This is a genomic window from Rhodanobacter sp. Soil772, from assembly GCF_001428385.1.
Lineage (GTDB): Bacteria > Pseudomonadota > Gammaproteobacteria > Xanthomonadales > Rhodanobacteraceae > Rhodanobacter.
Window position 1 is genome coordinate 256,438 of sequence record NZ_LMSK01000004.1, and the last position, 18,999, is coordinate 275,436.

At 67.4% G+C, this 18,999-nt stretch carries 18 protein-coding genes and 1 pseudogene; 8 read left to right on the forward strand and 11 right to left on the reverse strand.

The window, feature by feature from the left end; translation table 11 throughout:
• Positions 1-24 precede the first annotated feature (24 nt).
• The 5 genes from ASG75_RS14985 to ASG75_RS15005 all read right to left on the reverse strand — a co-directional run bounded on the left by ASG75_RS14985 (position 25) and on the right by ASG75_RS15005 (position 7,519).
• Complete coding sequence (locus ASG75_RS14985; protein WP_056391295.1) at positions 25-879, reverse strand: 2OG-Fe(II) oxygenase; 855 nt, start codon at positions 877-879, stop codon at positions 25-27.
• Between the two features lie 110 nt (positions 880-989).
• On the reverse strand, positions 990-3,074 hold the full coding sequence (locus ASG75_RS14990) for a prolyl oligopeptidase family serine peptidase (RefSeq protein ID WP_235580251.1): 2,085 nt from the start codon (positions 3,072-3,074) through the stop codon (positions 990-992).
• 350 nt (positions 3,075-3,424) lie between these two features.
• A complete protein-coding gene (locus ASG75_RS14995; protein WP_056391299.1) occupies positions 3,425-5,497 on the reverse strand; it encodes a sodium-translocating pyrophosphatase in 2,073 nt (690 codons plus the stop codon).
• 161 nt (positions 5,498-5,658) lie between these two features.
• The gene (locus ASG75_RS15000) at positions 5,659-6,084 is read right to left on the reverse strand and encodes an RcnB family protein (RefSeq protein WP_056391302.1); all 426 of its coding nucleotides are present in this window, start codon (positions 6,082-6,084) and stop codon (positions 5,659-5,661) included.
• 157 nt (positions 6,085-6,241) lie between these two features.
• Positions 6,242-7,519 carry a 6-phosphofructokinase gene (locus tag ASG75_RS15005; protein ID WP_056391306.1) on the reverse strand — a complete coding sequence of 426 codons (1,278 nt, stop codon included), beginning with the start codon at positions 7,517-7,519 and terminating at the stop codon, positions 6,242-6,244.
• A gap of 191 nt (positions 7,520-7,710) precedes the next feature.
• Here ASG75_RS15005 and ASG75_RS15010 point away from each other — a divergent pair, with 191 nt between their 5' ends.
• From ASG75_RS15010 to ASG75_RS15030, 5 genes are all read left to right on the forward strand, one after another.
• Positions 7,711-8,295 carry an adenylate kinase gene (locus ASG75_RS15010; RefSeq protein ID WP_056391309.1) on the forward strand — a complete coding sequence of 195 codons (585 nt, stop codon included), beginning with the start codon at positions 7,711-7,713 and terminating at the stop codon, positions 8,293-8,295.
• A gap of 47 nt (positions 8,296-8,342) precedes the next feature.
• Positions 8,343-9,716, forward strand: coding sequence for a UDP-N-acetylmuramate:L-alanyl-gamma-D-glutamyl-meso-diaminopimelate ligase (gene mpl, locus ASG75_RS15015; RefSeq protein WP_056391312.1), 1,374 nt, complete (start codon positions 8,343-8,345; stop codon positions 9,714-9,716).
• A 47-nt stretch (positions 9,717-9,763) separates the two neighbouring features.
• Positions 9,764-10,372 carry an LON peptidase substrate-binding domain-containing protein gene (locus ASG75_RS15020; protein WP_056391315.1) on the forward strand — a complete coding sequence of 203 codons (609 nt, stop codon included), beginning with the start codon at positions 9,764-9,766 and terminating at the stop codon, positions 10,370-10,372.
• Between the two features lie 43 nt (positions 10,373-10,415).
• Positions 10,416-11,234, forward strand: coding sequence for an NAD(P)-dependent oxidoreductase (locus ASG75_RS15025; protein WP_056391318.1), 819 nt, complete (start codon positions 10,416-10,418; stop codon positions 11,232-11,234).
• A gap of 303 nt (positions 11,235-11,537) precedes the next feature.
• Positions 11,538-12,929, forward strand: coding sequence for a sigma-54 dependent transcriptional regulator (locus ASG75_RS15030; RefSeq protein WP_327213313.1), 1,392 nt, complete (start codon positions 11,538-11,540; stop codon positions 12,927-12,929).
• On the opposite strand, the gene ASG75_RS16595 is transcribed toward ASG75_RS15030, so the two are convergent.
• The 3 genes and pseudogenes from ASG75_RS16595 to ASG75_RS15040 all read right to left on the reverse strand — a co-directional run bounded on the left by ASG75_RS16595 (position 12,917) and on the right by ASG75_RS15040 (position 13,781).
• Positions 12,917-13,111, reverse strand: coding sequence for a hypothetical protein (locus ASG75_RS16595; RefSeq protein WP_056391325.1), 195 nt, complete (start codon positions 13,109-13,111; stop codon positions 12,917-12,919). The two genes, ASG75_RS15030 and ASG75_RS16595, sit on opposite strands and share 13 nt — an antisense overlap.
• Positions 13,104-13,235, reverse strand: a pseudogene (locus tag ASG75_RS16720) (peptidase); the annotation flags it as partial. The gene ASG75_RS16595 and the pseudogene ASG75_RS16720, both read right to left, overlap by 8 nt.
• 258 nt (positions 13,236-13,493) lie before the next feature.
• Complete coding sequence (locus ASG75_RS15040; protein WP_056391328.1) at positions 13,494-13,781, reverse strand: hypothetical protein; 288 nt, start codon at positions 13,779-13,781, stop codon at positions 13,494-13,496.
• 340 nt (positions 13,782-14,121) lie between these two features.
• On the opposite strand from ASG75_RS15040, the gene ASG75_RS15045 reads away from it, so the two are divergent.
• Together ASG75_RS15045 and ASG75_RS15050 are read left to right on the forward strand one after the other, a co-directional pair.
• Positions 14,122-15,348 (forward strand): acetylornithine/succinylornithine family transaminase, encoded by a 1,227-nt coding sequence (locus ASG75_RS15045; protein ID WP_056391331.1) that lies wholly within the window; start codon positions 14,122-14,124, stop codon positions 15,346-15,348.
• 40 nt (positions 15,349-15,388) lie between these two features.
• Entirely contained in the window at positions 15,389-15,808 is a 420-nt protein-coding gene (locus ASG75_RS15050; protein WP_056391334.1) for a VOC family protein, read from the forward strand.
• 1 nt (position 15,809) lies between these two features.
• Here ASG75_RS15050 and hemL read toward each other — a convergent pair whose 3' ends face one another.
• Complete coding sequence (gene hemL, locus ASG75_RS15055) at positions 15,810-17,090, reverse strand: glutamate-1-semialdehyde 2,1-aminomutase (RefSeq protein WP_056391337.1); 1,281 nt, start codon at positions 17,088-17,090, stop codon at positions 15,810-15,812.
• Positions 17,087-17,725: a thiamine phosphate synthase gene (thiE, locus tag ASG75_RS15060; protein WP_056391340.1), complete on the reverse strand. Its 639-nt coding sequence runs from the start codon at positions 17,723-17,725 to the stop codon at positions 17,087-17,089. Before thiE ends, hemL begins: the two co-directional genes overlap by 4 nt.
• Before the next feature lie 116 nt (positions 17,726-17,841).
• On the opposite strand from thiE, the gene ASG75_RS15065 reads away from it, so the two are divergent.
• Positions 17,842-18,036: a rubredoxin gene (locus ASG75_RS15065; protein ID WP_056391343.1), complete on the forward strand. Its 195-nt coding sequence runs from the start codon at positions 17,842-17,844 to the stop codon at positions 18,034-18,036.
• Positions 18,037-18,255: 219 nt separating this feature from the next.
• On the opposite strand, the gene ASG75_RS15070 is transcribed toward ASG75_RS15065, so the two are convergent.
• The gene (locus ASG75_RS15070; protein WP_056391346.1) at positions 18,256-18,687 is read right to left on the reverse strand and encodes a DUF192 domain-containing protein; all 432 of its coding nucleotides are present in this window, start codon (positions 18,685-18,687) and stop codon (positions 18,256-18,258) included.
• Positions 18,688-18,999: the final 312 nt, after the last annotated feature.

Below are 18,999 nucleotides of genomic sequence, written 5' to 3' on the forward strand. Positions count from 1 at the left end.
ACGACGGGTTCGCCACGGCGGCGGTCAGGCCTTCTTCGGCTTCTTGTAAGGCCGCTCGCGCAGCCATTTGGTGGCGATCCACTTCTCGCCCTGCAGCACCGGCAGGCCGGCGTGCAGCGAACTCCGGTCACCGCCTTCGTAGGCGAAATACACGGCCGCGCCACGCCGCGCGGTGACGGTGAGGCCGATCTCGGGGAACGCCGTGCCGCCGCCTTGCGCGGGCGTGTTCAGATACATCACCACGCTGGCGATGCGCTGCCCGCCCACCGCGGTGATCGTGCCGTAGCCGGGCTGTTCCGGATCGAACCAATCGAAATGCGGCTCGTACTCCTGGCCCGGCAGGTAATGCAGGATCTGCAGCCCTTCGCCGTGGCTCGCCGGCACGCCGAGCAGGATGGCCAGACGCTGCTCGATACGGCCGACCAGCGGCACCTCGTTCAAGGTGAAGAACATCCCCTCGCTGGTGCGCCGTTGATCCACCTGGTGGCGGCCCTCGCTGTCGACGGTGAGCGCACGCTGCAGCCGCGGCCGCGCCAGTTCGATCAGTTCGTCGCATTCCTGCCCGCTGAGGATGTTCTCCAGCACCCGCAGCACAGGCTCGTCCACGCCGAGCGAGACGCCGACGGCATGGCCGTCGATGCGGACTTCCGGCGCCTCGGGGTGTTTCGGGCGCAGACCTTGCGGCGATCCTTTGGCGCTGCTGGCAAGCAGCGTCGCCAGCGGCAGCTTCAGCACCTCGGCGACGATGCTGCGGCTCTGCCGCGGGTCGTAGCCGTTCTCCTTCAACAGCCGCAGCACCTCCGGCACGCCATGCCCGGCCCGGGTGGTGGCCAGGATCCATTCGCGCAGTTCGGGGCTGATGGTGGTGCGTGGGTGCATGGCGATGAGGGAAGGTGACGGATCACGAAAGCTTACTTCAGGCCACCCCGCCATACGACGCGAGCCGGCAGGTGCCGGCTCGCGGGTGTGCATGACGGCGATCGGTCGCCTTATTTCAGCTGGTCCCACAAAAAATCGTAGGCCATCGCGTGCATGTGGGCGGATTGCTGGTTGTCTGCGCCAGCGCCATGGCCGCCTTCGAGGTTCTCGTAGAACCACACGTTCGGGTGGCCTTGCGCCTGCATCCGCGCGGCCATCTTGCGCGCCTGCACCGGGCCGACGCGGTCGTCGCTGGTGGCGGTGTAGAACAGCACCGGCGGGTAGTGGCCATCCTGCTTCACGTTCTGGTACGGCGAGAAGGTCTTGATGAAGTTCCAGTCGGCGGTATCGGGGTTGCCGTACTCGGCCATCCACGAGGCGCCGGCGGACAGGTGGATGTAGCGCTTCATGTCCAGCAGCGGCACCTCGCAGGCGATCGCGCCGAACAGCTGCGGGTACATCGTGAGCATGTTGCCCATCAACAGACCGCCGTTGCTGCCGCCTTCGGCGCCGAGGTGTTTCGCCGAGGTGACGCCGCGCCGGATCAGATCCTTGGCCACCGCGGCGAAGTCTTCGTACGCGCGCGGACGGTTTGCCTTCAGCGCGGCCTGGTGCCATTGCGGGCCGTACTCGCCGCCGCCGCGGATGTTGGCGATCACGTAGACGCCGCCGCGCTCGAGCCAGGCACGGCCGACGCTGCCGCTGTACTGCGGCTGCAGCGACACTTCGAAGCCGCCGTAGCCATACAGCAGGGTGCGGTTGGCGCCGTCCAGCTTGAGGTTTTTCGGGGCGATCTCGAAGTACGGCACGCGGGTGCCGTCCTTCGACTTCACGAAGTGCTGGCTAACCGCGAACTTCGCGGCATCGAAGAACGCCGGCGCCTGCTTGATCGTCTCGGCCGCCGCGCCGTCCAGCACGCCGCGCTGCAGCGACGACGGCGCCAGGAAGCCGGTGACGTCGAGCCAGTACTCGTCGCTGTGGTCGGGGTCGGTGTCGATCACGTTGATCGTGCTCATCGCCGGTGCGCCCGCCATCGCCGCGCGCTTCCAGTCGCCGCCGGGCGCTGCCATCGGCGGCGGGGTCAGCACCTCCAGCCGGCTCTTGACGTCGTCCATCAGGTTGAGGATCAGGTGGCTTTTGGTCCACGCGTACGAGTCGAGCGAGGTGTGCGAGTCCGGTTCGAACAGCACAGCGAAGTGGCGCTTGCCGGCCATGAAGTTGTCGAACTGCGTCGCCAGCAGCGCACCGGCAGGATAGGTGGTGCCGTCGACGGTCCACGGCGAGCGGGTCCGCACCAGCAGCCATTCGCGATGGGCGTCGGCCTCCGCGTCGGCCGGCACTTCGACGCGGGCCAGCTTGTTCCCGAGGCGCTGGTACAGGTCGCTGTGATAGAAATCCCTGGCGATGGAAACGAAATCGCGTTCGTAGCCCGGCGTGCGGTCGTGGTAGGCGCTGACCGCGAGGTCGCTCGGCTTGCCCTCGTACACCGTGGTGGCCGCCGACAGCGGCGTGCCGCGCTTCCATGCCTTGGCGATGCGCGGGTAGCTCGATTCGGTCATCGAGCCGGGGCCGAAGTCAGTGCCGACGTAGAGGGTGTTTTCGTCGATCCAGCCGACCTGGCTTTTCGCCACCGGCAACTCGAAGCCGCCCTTCACGAACGCCTTGTGCGGAATGCTGAACTCGCGCACCACGGTCGCATCGCCGCCGTCCGGCGACAGCGAAACCAGGCAGCGTTCGAACGCCGGCTTCAGGCATTCCACGTCCTTGAACACCCAGCGCTTGTTCTCGGCCTTGTTCAGCGCGTCGACGTCCAGCAGCACCTCCCACGCCGGCTCGGCCTTGCGGTACTCGGCCAGCGTGGTGCGCCGCCAGACGCCGCGCGGGTGCGCCTTGTCGCGCCAGAAGTTGTACAGGTGGTCGCCCATGCGGTTGACGTAGGGGATGCGTGCTTCCGAGTCGAGCACCTCGAGAATGCTGTCGCGGGTGCGCGCGAATTCGGCGTTGTCGACGAACTGTTTCGCGGTCGCCGCGTTCTGCTGTTTCACCCAGTCCAGCGCGCGGGCGCCGTGGATGTCCTCCAGCCACAGGAACGGATCGTCGCCGGCCGGAGTGGCTGCGGAAGCGGGTGTCGTGTCGTGGGCGTGGATGTCATTCATGCCCGTCAGTGTGACGCCGAGTGCCAGCATCAGCCAAACCGATTTCATCGTGTGCTCCCAGGTGCGCGAATGAACGTAATGGACATGACGGGCGCGGCCCGTGGTCGGTCGAGCGTAACCGCCCGGGCATACGGCCGCCCGTGACTAAAGTCAGGAGCGCGGGCCCGAAACAGAAATCCCGCCACGCGGGCGGGATTCCTGTCATTGCGGACGCGTGGCTTACAGCAGCGGAATCAGCAGCAGCGCCACGATGTTGATGATCTTGATCCGCGCCTGCGGCGCCCCTCACCCCGTTCCCCTCTCCCGCTTTGCGGGAGAGGGGCGAAGGTGCCGTGCGGGAGTCGCTTCGGTTAAAGCAGAGGAATCAGCAGCAGCGCGACGATATTGATGATTTTGATTAAGGGGTTCACCGCCGGGCCGGCGGTGTCCTTGTACGGGTCGCCGACGGTGTCGCCGGTAACCGCGGCCTTGTGCGCCTCGGAACCCTTGCCGCCGTGGTGGCCGTCCTCGATGTACTTCTTGGCGTTGTCCCAGGCGCCGCCACCGGTGGTCATCGAGATCGCCACGAACAGGCCGGTGACGATGGTGCCGATCAGCACGCCGCCCAGCGCCTTCGGCCCCAGCAGCAGGCCGACCACGATCGGCACCGCCACCGGCAGCAGCGACGGCACGATCATTTCGCGGATCGCCGACTTGGTCAGCATGTCCACCGCGCGCGAATATTCCGGCTTGGCGGTGCCGGCCATGATGCCCGGGATGTCGCGGAACTGCCGGCGTACCTCGACCACCACCGCGCCCGCGGCACGACCGACCGCTTCCATCGCCATCGCGCCGAACAGGTACGGGATCAGGCCGCCGATCAGCAGGCCGATGATCACCATGTGATCGGACAGGTCAAAGGTAAGCGTCGTGTACGGCACCCCGGCGGCCAGCGCCTTGGCCGCGCCCATCGCGTCGAGGTTGTGCGTGTAGTCGGCGAACAGCACCAGCGCGGCGAGTGCCGCCGAACCGATCGCATAACCCTTGGTCACCGCCTTGGTGGTGTTGCCGACCGCATCCAGCGGATCGGTGACGCCGCGCACTTCCGGCGGCAGGTCGGCCATCTCGGCGATGCCGCCGGCGTTGTCGGTGATCGGGCCGTAGGCGTCCAGCGCCACGATCATGCCGGCCATCGACAGCATGGCGGTGGCGGCGATCGCGATGCCGTACAGCTGCCCGAAATGGTAGGCGCCCCAGATCGCGGCACAGACCGCGATCACCGGCAGCGCGGTCGATTTCATCGACACGCCGAGGCCGGCGATGATGTTGGTGCCGTGACCGGTGGTGGATGCCTCGGCGATGTGCCGCACCGGCTTGAACTGGGTGCCGGTGTAGTACTCGGTGACCCACACGATCACGCCGGTCAGGACCAGTCCGATCAGCGAGCAGCAGAACAGCTGGCTGGCCGAAATCAGCTGGCCGTCGGCCGTGGTCAGGCCCTGCGGCAGCAGCGTGCCGGTGACGAACCAGAACGCGATCGCCGAGAGCACGGCCGAGGCGATCACGCCCTTGTACAACGCACCCATGATCGAGCCGCCGTCCTTCACTTTGACGAACAGCGTGCCGATGATCGAGGCGATGATGGACACCCCGCCGAGCGCCAGCGGATACAGCAGTGCGTGCGGGTTGCCGGCGAACATCAGCCCGCCCAGCAGCATGGTGGCGATCACCGTCACCGCGTAGGTTTCGAACAGGTCGGCCGCCATGCCGGCGCAGTCGCCGACGTTGTCGCCGACGTTGTCGGCGATCACCGCGGGGTTACGCGGGTCGTCCTCGGGAATGCCGGCCTCGACCTTGCCGACCAGGTCCGCGCCGACGTCGGCGCCCTTGGTGAAGATGCCGCCGCCCAGCCGCGCGAAGATCGAGATCAGCGAGCTGCCGAACGCGAAGCCGACCAGCGCGTGCAGCGCCGGCTCGCCGGTGACGCCGAAGTGGCCGAGCACCAGCCAGTAGCCGGCGACGCCGAGCAGGGCCAGTCCGACCACCAGCATGCCGGTGATCGCGCCACCGCGAAATGCCACGTCCATCGCCGCGCTCAGGCCGCGTCGCGCCGCTTCGGCCGTACGCACGTTGGCGCGCACCGAGACATTCATGCCGATGTAACCGGCTGCCCCTGACAGCACGGCGCCGAGCAGGAAGCCGATCGCGGTCGGCCAGCTCAGGAAGAATCCGATCAACAGCAGCAATACCATGCCGACCATGCCGATGGTGGTGTACTGGCGGTTGAGGTAGGCGCGTGCGCCTTCCTGGATGGCTGCCGCAATTTCCTGCATCCGTTCGTTGCCTGGCGATTGCGCCAGGATCCAGCGCGCGGAGAACGCGCCATACAAAACCGCCACCACCGCACACGCAACGACGATCCACCAGCCATACTGCTGCAGCATCGGAGCCTCCCCATGGGTTGTAAGTGGCCGTCCGGAACGGGCGGTCCCGGGGAGTATAGGCAGACGTTGCGGCGCAGGCCGTTGTGCGGCGCAGCGCCGCCCAGCAAAGAAAAGGGCCATGCACGAATGCATGGCCCCGATTCACTCACGTCGGCGCGGACTTATTGCAGCGCGATGTCCAAGATGATGCCGGTGGCGATCGCGACCAGCAGGTAGTCATTGTTCGCGCGTACCCAGTGGTAGCCGCGCGGTGGCGGACGCAGGCGGTAATAGCCGTAGTCGCGCACGACATAGGTCGGGCCGTAGTAGTGATGGCCACGCTCCCAGCGCGGATGGTGGCCGTAGCGCCGGTAGCCGTCGCGGTAGCCGTAGCGGCGGTCGTCGTAACGGCGGGTGTCGTAGCGCCGATAGTCATGGCGGCGATCGTCGTGCCGGCGGTAGTCGCCGTGGCGGCCGTCGTGGCGATAATCGGCGTAGCCGTGGCCCTGGCCGCGGCGGTCGCGATCGTGACCGCCCTGGTCGGCCAGCGCGAGGCTGCCGGTGGTGAACAGGGCAAGTGCAATGAGCAGGCGGCTGAAGAGTTTCATTTCAGGGCTCCTCCTTGGGTGTCGTGGCCGCAACAGCGCGGCGATCGACCCGGGCAGGATGGATCGTAGGAAGCTGCGGCTGAACGTAGTCCGATATCGGCGAAGCGGTTTCAGGTGGCGCTCAGCTTTGCGAAACCGGTCACGGAACCCGGCCGGTTCAGCGCTGGAACGCCGCCAGCTTCTTCGCCACCGCCACGTTCTTCAGCCGCACGTAGCGCGGCAGGCCGTCCTTGCCGTACGGCAGTGGCGCCTCGCCGCGGATCAGCGGCGCGAGGTAACGCCGCGCCGCCGCGGTGATGCCGAAACCGTCGCGGCTGATGAAGTTCTTCGGCATCTTCTTTTCGCGGTTGGCGATCTTCGCCAGCGGCGCCGGTGCGATCTTCCAACGATAGGGTGCGTCGGCCGTGCGCACGATCACCGGCATCACCGCGTTCATGCCGGCCAGCGCGTAGTCGACCGCGGCCTGGCCGACCGCGTAAGCCTGCTCCGCGTCGACCTTCGAAGCGGCATGCCGCGCCGAGCGCTGCAGGTAGTCGGGCAGCGCCCAGTGGTACTTGTAGCCGAGCTTTTCCTTCACCAGCGCCGCCAGCACCGGCGCCACGCCGCCGAGCTGGCTGTGGCCGAATGCATCGCGCGTACCCGCTTCGGCGAGGAACTGGCCGGCCGCGTTGCGCACGCCTTCGGAGGCGACCACGGTGCACCAGCCCACGCGCTCGACGGTGGCTTTCACCTTCGCCAGGAACGCCGCTTCGTCGAACGCGTTTTCGGGGAACAGGATGATGTGCGGCGGCGCGTCAGCGCCTTCGCCGGCCAGGCCGGCGGCGGCGGCGATCCAGCCGGCGTGGCGGCCCATCACCTCGAGGATGAACACCTTGGTCGAGGTCTCGGCCATCGAGGCCACGTCGAGACTCGCCTCCAAGGTGGAGATCGCGGTGTATTTCGCCACCGAGCCGAAGCCGGGGCAGCAGTCGGTAACGGCGAGGTCGTTGTCCACCGTCTTCGGCACGCCGATGCAGCGGATGTCGTAGCCCATCGTCTTGCCCAGCTGCGAGATCTTCAGCGCGGTATCGGCCGAATCGTTGCCGCCGTTGTAGAGGAACCAGCGGATGTCGTGCGCGCGGAACACCTCGATCAGCCGCTCGTATTCGCTGCGGTTGTCCTCCAGCGATTTCAGCTTGTAGCGGCACGAGCCGAACGCGCCGCCGGGCGTGTGGCGCAGCGCGGCGATCGCGGCGGCCGGTTCCTTCGAGGTGTCGATCAATTCTTCGCGCAGCGCGCCGAGAATCCCGTTGCGCGCGGCGTACACCTTCATGCCTTTCGCACGCGCGGTCTCGATCACGCCGGCGGCGGTGGCGTTGATCACGGCGGTGACGCCGCCGGACTGGGCGTACAGCAGGTTGCCGGTGACGGCGGGCGAACGGCGGCTCGGGCTCATGGGATCCTCGATCAGGCGGTGGAAGGGTGGCGATGGTTGTCGGCAAATCTTTTTCTGCAACAAACACTTGGCTGGATGCGACGAAGGTCTCTGTTTGACGGCACCCGGTGCAGCGGCTAATTTGACGGACAATTCTGTGCGTCGGGCGGGCTGTCGCAGTGTGCGGCGGCCCGCCGAACTTGTGGAGCATTATGCGACTCGTCCTACTTGGTGCGCCCGGCTCGGGCAAAGGTACGCAGGCGGCCCGGCTGAAGGCGGCGCTGGGTGTTCCGCATATCTCGACCGGCGACATGCTGCGCGCCGCCGTCGCCGCCGGCACCGCGATGGGGCTCAAGGCCAAGGCGGTGATGGACGCCGGCCAGCTGGTTTCCGACGACATCCTGCTCGGCATGCTGGAAGAACGCCTCGCCCAAGCCGACGCGAAAGCCGGCTTCATCCTCGACGGTTATCCGCGCAACCTGGCCCAGGCCGGTGCGCTCGACCACCTGCTGGCCAAGCTTGGCCAGCCGCTGGATGCGGTGGTGAAGCTGGACGTGCCGAACGAGGCGATCATCGGGCGCTGCGAGATCCGCTTCAAGGCGGAAGGCCGTGCCGACGACAACCCGGACACCGTGCGCAAGCGCCTGGGCATCTATGCCGAGCAGACCGCGCCAGTGGCGGACTTCTACGCCAGCCGCGGCAAGCTGCAGGCGGTGGACGGCGTCGGCGAACTGGCCGAGGTCACCGCGCGGATCGAGCGCGCGCTGCAGAACGAAGCCGCCGCGGCGAACGGCTGAGCACACGTCCCGCTCCCTGTAGAGCGGGCTCCAAGGAACCGCTCACCATGCGTCTGCACATCCTCGGTATCTGCGGCACCTTCATGGGCGGGGTCGCCGCGCTCGCGCGCGAGCTGGGCCACACGGTCGAAGGTTCCGACGCGAACGTCTATCCGCCGATGAGCACCCAGCTGGAGGCGCTCGGCATCGGCCTGATGAGCGGCTACACCGCCGAGCACCTGCAGCCCGGGCCTGATCACGTCCAGCCCGATCTGGTGGTGGTCGGCAACGCGATGACCCGTGGCAACCCGGCGGTCGAGTACATGCTCGATGCGCGCCTGCGCTACATCTCCGGCCCGCAGTGGCTGGGCGAGACGGTGCTGGCCGAGCGCGACGTGCTGGCGGTGGCCGGCACTCACGGCAAGACCACCACAACCAGTCTGCTGGCGCATCTGCTGGAAAGCACTGGCATGGCGCCGGGCTTTCTGGTCGGCGGCGTGCCGGGCAATTTCGGTGTGTCAGCGCGGCTCGGGCAGGGCAAGCCTTTTGTCATTGAAGCGGACGAGTACGACACCGCGTTCTTCGACAAGCGCTCGAAGTTCGTGCACTACCGCCCGCGCATCGCGATCCTCAACAACCTCGAATACGACCACGCGGACATCTTCCCCGACGTGGCCGCGATCCAGCGCCAGTTCCATCACCTGGTGCGCACCGTGCCGGGCAATGGCCGGCTGATCGTCAACGCGCACGACGAGCGGCTCGCCGAGGTGCTGGCGATGGGCTGCTGGACGCCGGTGGAAACCTTCGGTATCGGCCGCGGCGACTGGCAGGCCACGCTGGTCGAGGCGGACGGCTCGGCGTTCGCCGTGCATCATGCCGGCGAGCGGCTCGGCGAGGTGCGCTGGTCGCTGCTGGGCCATCACAGTGTGATGAACGCGCTCGCCGCGCTCGCCGCGGCCGCGGCGGCCGGTGCCGATCCGCGTGCACTGCTGCCGGCGTTCGCCAGCTTCGAGAGCGTGAAGCGGCGGATGGAGCTGGTCGGCGAAGTGAACGGCGTACGCGTCTACGACGACTTCGCCCATCACCCCACCGCGATCGCCACCACCCTGGCTGGGCTGCGCGCGAAGGTCGGCGACGCGCGCATCCTGGTGGCGCTGGAGCCGCGTTCCAATTCGATGCGCCAGGGTGCGCACGCCGCGGCGCTGGCGCCGTCGCTGGCCGACGCCGATGCGGTGGTGTTCCTGCATCGCCCCGAGCTGTCGTGGGATGCCGGCCGCGTCACCGCGGCGCTGGGCGGGCGCGGCACGACGGCGCCGACGGTCGACGCGCTGATCGCCGCCCTGCGTGCGCAGGCACGGCCCGGCGACCAGGTGATCTTCATGTCCAACGGCGGTTTCGAAGCGGCGCCGCGCCGCTTCGTGGAAAGCCTGCGCCAGGCCTGAGCCGGGTCGCGGCTGACCGCGGCATCTGCTCTGGTTACACTCGCCGCATGGTTGCCCAGTCCCAGTCGCCGCTCGTCGAGATGCCCCTGTTTCCGCTGGCCTCCGTGCTGTTTCCCGGCGGCCAGTTGCAGTTGCGCATCTTCGAGCCGCGCTATCTCGACCTGGTGCGGGAATGCACGCGTCATGGCACCGGCTTCGGCGTGTGCCTGATCCTGCAGGGACAGGAAGTGGGCGAGCCGGCGGTGCCGGCGGCGATCGGCACGATCGCGCGGATCAGCGATTTCCATCGCGACGACGACGGCCTGCTCGGCATCGTCGCCGAAGGCGGCGCGCGTTTCCGCGTCGCACGTAGCCGGGTGCGTTCCGATGGCCTGCTGCGTGGCGACGTGGAGGTCTGGCCGGACGAGCCGGAGCTGCAGGTGCCGGTGGAGTTTGCGTTGCTGCAGACCATCCTCGAGAGGCTGATCGAGACGATGGCGCCGCACTGGCGGCATGCACCGCGCAGCGCCTACGACGACGCCAGCTGGCTGGGCTTCCGGCTGGCCGAGCTGTTGCCGCTGGATACTGGCGAGCAGCAGCGCATGCTCGAACTGAGCGATCCGGTGCAGCGGCTGGCCGAGTTGCGCGACATCCTGCCGCGTTTCCAGAAGCCGTGAACCGGCAAGCCTTACACTGACCTTTTTCGATAGGGTGACGCGCATGGCCGACCTCGCCGGCAAGACCTTGTTCATCAGCGGCGCCTCGCGCGGCATCGGCCTGGCGATTGCGCTGCGCGCGGCCCGCGACGGCGCGAACATCGTGATCGCGGCCAAGAGCGGCGTGCCGAATCCGAAACTGCCCGGCACCATTCACACCGCGGCGGCGGCGGTCGAGGCGGCCGGCGGCAAGGCGCTGGCACTGCAGGTGGACATCCGCGAGGAGGCTCAGGTCGTGGCCGCCGCCGCGCAGGCGGCCGAGCATTTCGGCGGCATCGACATCGTCGTCAACAACGCCAGCGCCATCTGGCTGGCCGGCACCGCCGAGACGCCGATGAAGCGCTACGACCTGATGCAGCAGGTCAATACCCGCGGCACTTTCCTGGTCACCCGCAGCTGCCTGCCGTACCTGCAGCAGGCGGCCAATCCGCACGTGCTGATGCTGTCGCCGCCGCTCAACCTCGATCCGAAATGGTTCGCGCCGCACACCGCCTACACCATCGCCAAGTACGGCATGAGCCTGTGCGTGCTGGGCATGAGCCCGGAGTTCGCGCCGCTGGGCATCGCGGTGAATGCGCTATGGCCGCGCACGGTGATCGCCACCGCGGCGATCGGCATGATCGATGGTGTGAAGGCCGGGCATTGCCGCAAGCCGGAGATCGTGGCCGACGCCGCCCACGCCATCCTGACCCGCCCGGCACGTGACTACACCGGCCATTTCGCGATCGACGAAGCGATCCTGCGCGAAGCGGGGGTCACCGATTTCGATGGCTATGCCGTGCAGCCGGGCGCGCCGTTGCTGCCGGACCTGTTCCTGGGCTGAAAACCGGGCCCCTCGCGATGGGATGGGCCCCGACCTCGGCCAGGGTGGCCCACCTACGCTCACAGGCGTCGGTTCCTTGCCGGTGGATCACCCGGAAGGCCTTGTTTCTTCACATATTGCTCGCTTACTTGGGAGTAAATTGTGTGAAGTACATCGCACTTTTGCAGCAAAAGGGCGCAGGATGCGGCTGCAAAAGTCAGCGGGATCGATCGCCTGCCCAGGCGCATCATCCCGAACCGCAACTGCGACCTTGGGGACAGGGGGGTCAGTGCCATGACGGGCAATCAGATATCCAGGCGTTGCGTGGTCTGGTTTGGCCAACCGACGGATGAGGAATGCGCCTGTCTGGCACGAGAGGGCTGGCGTACCCGGATCGGCGATGCGCAATTGCAGGGCGGCGTGGGCATGCGGCGCGGCGATATCGTGGTGGCCATGGCCGATCTGCGTCACAGCGATGCGGATACGGTACAGGCGATGGACCAGTTGATGGCCGATCACCCATGGCTGCCCTGGCTGGCCCTGGTTTCCCAGGAGACCGCCGCCGATACGCCGGAGGTGGAACGCATCCTGCGGGCCAGCGTGGACTTCTTCACCGCACCGGTCGACATGAAACGCCTGACCGATGTCTTGATGAAGTTCGGCAACGACTGGACGCCGGCCACGGAAAAGACGGATATCCCGGGCATCGTGGGCGCGCAAAGTCCGGCGATGTGCGCCGCGGTGGCCAGCTTGCGCAAATATGCGCCGGTGGAATTGCCGGTGTTGATCACCGGCGAGACCGGCAGCGGCAAGGAAGTGGCGGCGCGCGCGCTGCACGGCCTGTCGGCGCGTCGCGAGCGGCCGTTCGTCGCCATCAATTGCGGTGCGTTGCCGCCGAACCTGGTGCAGTCCGAGCTGTTCGGTCACGAGCGTGGCGCTTTCACCGGCGCGAATGCGCGGCGCATCGGGCATTTCGAGGCCGCTTCCGGCGGCACGGTGTTCCTCGACGAGATCGGCGACCTGCCGTTCGACGCCCAGACCAGCTTGCTGCGCCTGCTGCAGGAGGGCACGCTGGAGCGCGTGGGTTCGAGTCAGCTGATCCGGTTGGACGTGCGCGTGCTGGCTGCCACCCATGTGGACCTGGAGCTGGCCGTGGCGCAGGGCCGCTTCCGCGAGGATCTGTACTACCGGCTCAACGTGCTGCGCCTGCGCATGCCCGCGCTGCGCGAACGCGGTGGCGACGTCGAATTGCTCGCGCAGAATTTCCTGGATGCGTTCCGTCTGCGCCACCCCGGCCGCGCCCGCACATTCAGCAGCAGTGCGCGGCAGGCCATGCGCGGATTCAGCTGGCCCGGCAACGTACGCGAGTTGATCAATCGCGTACAACGTGCCGCGGTGGTTGCCGAAGGCACGCTGATCAGCGCGAGCGACCTCGACCTGCAGGATGCGCAGCCCTCTGCCACGCCCCGTTCCAGCCTCGGCCTGACGCGTGTTTCGGCCGAGCGCGAGGCGGTGCTGAACTGCCTGCGCGAAAGCCGCTACAACATCAGCGAATGCGCGCGGCGACTCAACGTGTCGCGGGTCACCGTGTATCGCCTGTGCAAGAAGCACCGGCTGGAACTGGATGGGCTGCGGGGCAATGGCCTTCCCTTTCGCGCTGGACGACCCGCCGCAGGCGTGAACGCCCCCAGGCCGCCGGTGACTCAGAACATGTAGGGAATCTTGAAGGTGACGCCGTAGTCCGGTGCATCCGGCGTCAAGCCGATGCCCGGCATCGTCATCAGCGTGGTGTGCCGGCGCATCGCGCAGGTCACGCCGAGGTTGCGCGGGAGCGAATGGGTGCAGCCCGGGTTCGCGAACACGATCACCGGATCCATCGCCTTGATCGCCGACGACATGGGTCTCGTCGACGTCCAGGCGGTAGGTGTAGCGCGGATCGTGGCCAGTGCGGCGGCGCCGCAGCTGTAGTCGGTGTGCTGGCGCACCGTGTTGCGGTACGGCTTCCTGAGTGCTCGTCACTCGGCCGCTGCAATGGGCGTCGTTCGGCAGTGCGCCGCCAGCTCACATCGACGGCCGTGTTTTTCCGCCTGCGGCGGCGCACAGGCCCACAAGCAGAAGCATGGCAAAAGCGGCCCGCATCGTCGATTTTCGTGTATTCGTTCCCTGGCGAAGGAAGTCCCCCCGGCCCGCAGGGGACGGGTCGGGGGGGTTCCTTTGGTGCCCGGCTACAGGGTCGCCGGGTTACCGCCCTCGTTCGCCGCTTGCGCGGCTCTTGCGTGACTACTGCGCGCCATCGTTGGCGGAGGCGCGCAGGTTGGCATAATCGATGTCGCTGAGTTCTTCGGTGCCGAGCGCGCGAGCCATCTCGTGCCGGGGCGACGGGTCGACCATCAACGCCATGCCCGGCGGCGCCGGGCACGCGGAGACGTTGCGCAGAAGCACGATATCCCCGGGCCTGGCTTTTGCGGCCTGGTAGGCGTCGGCGGCCAGCACGCTGGCCGGCAGCAGCAGCGCGGCCAGCATCAGCAGGGTGCGGTCGATGAGCCGACGACGATGGCACGGATACATGGATGCTTCCTCTGCATGGGTTCCCATGTCGGATGAGCAATCCGCGTGCCATCCGCGACAAAGCCCGCCACAGTGCGGTTTGCAGCGATCGGGTCGGTTCGTGCCATGGCGTTGTCGTGTCGTCGCGTATACAGCGGTCACCCGCGTCGGGTAGCGGCGTACGCGTGGCGATGCGCGCCGCAACTGCGTTGCGACGGGCTGTAACGCGGGCGATACAGCCCATTGGCAGGTGTTACAACAGCAGGCGTGATTGTGCGTGGTCGCGGCACGGCTCTACGATGCGCGCCACGCAACACCCGTCGTCCATCCAGCGGCCCGCGCCGCCACCTCGAGAACCCCCATGCACGAACAACCCTCCGCTCTGATCGAACTCGGCAAGCGCTACTGGCTGCCGGTATACAAGCCGCGCGAGCTGGTGCTCGACCATGGCAAGGGCGCGCGGGTGTGGGATACCGAAGGGCGCGACTATGTGGACTTCGGCGCCGGTATCGCGGTGAACGCGCTCGGCCACCAGGATCCGGATCTGCTCGCCGCGCTGGTCGCGCAGGCGCACAAGCTCTGGCACAGCAGCAACGTGTTCTACACCGAGCCGCCGCTGCGGCTGGCCGAGGAGCTGGTGCGCGCTTCGGGTTTTGCCGAACGCGTGTTCCTGTGCAACTCCGGCGCCGAGGCGAACGAGGCGGCGATCAAGCTGGTGCGCAAGTGGGCGGCATCGAAGGGGCGCCCGCCGGAGCAGCGCAACATCCTCACGTTCAGGGGATCGTTCCACGGCCGCACGCTGGCCACGGTCACCGCCACCGCGCAGCCGAAGTACCAGGCGGGCTACGAGCCGTTGCCGGCGGGTTTCGGCTACGCGGATTTCAACAATGTCGCCGCACTGGAGGCGGCGTTCGCCGCGGGCGACATCGCCGCCGTGATGCTGGAACCGGTACAGGGCGAAGGCGGCGTGCTGCCGGCCGCGCCGGGGTTCCTCAAGCGCGTCCGCGAACTGTGCGATCAGCATGACGCGCTGCTGGTGCTGGACGAAATCCAGTGCGGCATGGGCCGCACCGGAACGCTGTTCGCACACGCGCACGACGACGTCACGCCGGACATCGTGACCCTGGCCAAGGCGCTCGGCTGCGGTTTTCCGATCGGTGCGATGCTGGCCGGCCCGAAGGTGGCCGAGGTGATGCAGTACGGTGCGCACGGCACCACCTTCGGCGGCAACCCGATGGCCGCTGCGGTGGCCCGCGTCGCGCTGGCCAAGCTGGCCTCGCCAGCGGTACTGATGAACGTGGAGCGGCAGGCGAACGACCTGCGCGCCGGACTGGCCCGGATCAATCGCGAGTTGCCGGTATTCGCCGAGGTGCGTGGTCGCGGCCTGATGATCGGCGCGGTGCTGGCCGATGCCTACAAGGGCGAGGCGGGAACGATTCTCGACTGCGCCGCGGCGCATGGCCTGCTGTTGTTGCAGGCTGGGCCCGACGTGCTGCGCTTCGTGCCGCCGTTGACCATCAGCGATGAAGAACTGGCCGAAGGCCTCACGCGCCTGCACGCGGCCTTGAACGATTTTGTGGCAGGTTGAGCCGAGATTCTCGCCACAGCCGGCCGATCAGGAGCATTCCATGAAATACCTGCACAGCATGGTGCGCGTGCGCGATCTCGACGCCTCGCTGCGTTTCTATTGCGAGGGCCTCGGCTTGCGCGAGGTACGTCGCACGGAGGTGCCCGAAGGCAAGTACACGCTGGTGTTCCTGTCGGCGCCGGGCAGCCCTGAGGCCGAGATCGAGCTGACTTGGAACTGGGGCTCGCAGGAGGACTACGGTTCGGCGCGCAACTTCGGCCATCTGGCGTTTCGTGTCGAGGACATCTACGCCACCTGCGCGCGCCTGCAGGCGCTGGGCTGCACCATCCATCGCCCGCCGCGTGACGGGCACATGGCCTTCGTGCGCTCGCCCGACCTGATCTCGATCGAGCTGCTGCAGGAAGGCTATCTGCCGCCGCGCGAGCCGTGGGCGTCGATGCCGAATACTGGCAGCTGGTGAATCAGCCCCTCGCGTCGCGCAGGGCGCCGCGCGCAGCTTCCAGCGTGTCGGCGATGTCCTGCTCGGTGTGCGCGCCGGACATGAAGCCGGCTTCGAAGGCCGATGGCGCCAGGTACACGCCGCGCTTCAGCATGCCGTGGAAGAAGCGGTTGAACAGCGCCACGTCCGCTGCCGTCGCCTGCGCGTAGCTCCGCACCTTTTCGGCGCTGAAGAACAAGCCGAACATGCCGCCGACGCGGTTGGTGCTGAACGCGATGCCTTCGCCATCGGCCACCGACTGCAGGCCGTCGGTGAGCAGGCGCGTGCGGGCGGCCAGCTTGTCGTGGAAGCCGGGCGCCTGGATCAGCTCCAGCATCGCCAGACCCGCAGCCATCGCCACCGGATTGCCGCTCAGCGTACCGGCCTGGTAGATCGGCCCGCTCGGGGCGATCTGTTCCATCAGCTCGCGGCGGCCGCCGTAAGCGCCCACCGGCATGCCGCCGCCGATGATCTTGCCGAACGTGGTGAGGTCCGGCGTCACGCCGTAGTACGCCTGCGCGCCGCCGAGCGCTACGCGGAAACCGGTCATCACCTCGTCGAAGATCAGCAGCACGCCGTGCTGCGTGCACAGTTCGCGCAGGCCCTGCAGATAGCCGTCCATCGGCGGGATGCAGTTCATGTTGCCGGCGACCGGCTCGATGATCAGGCCGGCGATCTCGTGGCCCTGTTCGGCGAACAAGGCTTTCGCGGCATCCAAGTCGTTGTACGGCAGGGTCAGGGTGAGGTCGGCGTTCGCCTTCGGCACGCCCGGCGAGGTCGGTACGCCGAAGGTCAGCGCACCGGAGCCGGCCTTGACCAGGAAGCTGTCGCCATGGCCGTGGTAGCAGCCCTCGAATTTCACGAGCTTCGCGCGGCCGGTGGCGCCGCGGGCGAGGCGGATCGCCGACATCGTGGCCTCGGTGCCGGAGTTGACCATTCGCACCATCTCGACCGAGGGAATCAGCCGGGTGATCGTTTCGGCCATGGTCACTTCGGCCGGACAGGGCGTGCCGAACGACAGGCCATGCTTCACCGCGCGTTCGACCGCCTCGCGCACGGCGGGGTGATTGTGGCCGACGATCATCGGCCCCCACGAGCCGACGTAGTCGATGTAGCGCGTGCCTTCGACGTCCCACAGGTAGGCAGCGTCCGCCCGCGCGGTGAAGAACGGCTCGCCGCCGACCGACTTGAACGCGCGCACCGGCGAGTTCACGCCGCCGGGCATCAGCTTCAGGGCGCGCTGGAAGAGTTCGTGGTTGGTCATCGTGCGGATTCTCGATCGGATGAATACAGGTCGGCGAAACGTTGCGCGGCGGCGCGCACGTCGGCAGCGGCGAAGACGGCGGTGATCGCCGCCAGGTATTCGACGCCGGCTTCGATCAGCGTAGCGCCATTGTCCGGCGTGATCCCGCCGATCGCCACCCGCGGTACGCCGAGCGCGGCGCTTTGCCTCAGCAAGTCGATCGGGACGCGCGCCGCCAGCGGCTTGGTGGGCGAGGGAAAGAACGCGCCGAACGACACGTAGCTGGCACCGGCGCGCACCGCGGCCTGCGCACGCGGCAACGAGCCGTAGCACGACACGCCGACGATCGCATTCTCGCCCAGCACCGCACGCACGGCTCGCGGATCGTCATCGTCGCGGCCCAGATGCACGCCGTCGGCGCCAACGGCCAGGGCCAGCGCGATGTCGTGGTCGATGATCAGCGGCACGCCATGGGCGTGACACAACTGTACGAGCGCCGTCGCTTCGGCGTGGCGCCGCACCGTATCCGCGCTCAGGTCGCGGTATTGCAGCAGCCTGGTGCCGCCGGCCAGTGCCTGTGTGACGACCTCCAGAAGATCGGCGCGCGGCCCATCGGTGATGGCGTACAGGCCGCGGCCCGGTTGGGGTGTGGGCATCTTCAAATCATGGCCTCGCGAGCGTGGTGGAAAGGGCGGCGACGTCGTCGCGCTTTCGTATTGTCGGGCGAGTTGCGAGAATGCTCCATTCCCCAGAGATCCGAAGAAGCCCGATCATGAGCCAGAGTTCCACCGAAACCGCCTTGCGCAAATGGATGTGCGTCGTCTGCGGCTACATCTACGACGAAGCCGTGGGCGTGCCCGACGAAGGAATTCCCGCCGGTACTCGCTGGGAAGACGTGCCCGACACCTGGACCTGCCCGGATTGCGGCACCACCAAGGACGACTTCGAGATGATCGAGCTCGACTGAGCGCCGATTCCTGCCCGCAAACGGCCCGATCCCGTCAGTGCGTTGACCGGGCCGCCTGCTCTGATGTTCCTGCGCCCGGTCACGCGGCGCGCCATACGGGGAACATCCCATGCAACAGTTCATTCCGTTCGAAGACGACTGGGACGCACTGGAAAACCTGCGTCCCGAAGACCTGATTCCCTATCGTGTCGGCATGCTCGACGCGCCGCGTGCAGCCGCTCAGCGCACCGGTCCGATGTCGCCGTCGATCTTCAACGCGTCGCCCAGTTTCGCCCCGATGCGCTGCGCCGTACCGGCAGACAGCTCCAGCACGTAGATCGCCGGCGCGGCGCTGGGATAGGTCGGGCAGGGATCGGCCTTGCATGGCGGCACGTCCAGCTGCATCGAGACCAGTCGGCGTTCCGCATCGAAATACAGGATGTCCAGCGGGATCAGCGTGTTCTTCATCCAGAACGCCTGCGGCCCGATGTGGGAAAACACGAACAGCATGCCGTGGTCGGGCGCCAGCGTGGTGCGCATCATCAGGCCGTGTTGTCGACTGGCGTCGTCGGTGGCGAGCTCCACCGAGAAACGCTGCCCATGCAACTCGACCGCCGGCTTTGCGAGTTGCGCGGGAGCGTTGCCGGAACAGCCGGCCAGCAGGAAGAGCATCGGGGCAATCCATCGTTTCATCGCAGGCACTCGTCGCGGGCGGAAAGACGCGATGGGCAGTGTAGCGCTGCGGCCAACTGCGCTTCCGCGAGAAAAGTGCATGCGCCCCCTTCCCAGACGCGCGGCTCGGCGCTATGATTCTCGCCCCTTCGACGAAGCGCCCTTTCGCGAAGGTTTCCGCAACACTCCACGCTGAAAAATTTGTTAGCTACGGGTGTTGACGGTCTAGAAAAGCGATGTAGAATGGGCGGCTCACCCGGGACGAAACGTTCTGGGGTGCAGACCGGAAACGGGATGCAGAACAAGGATCTT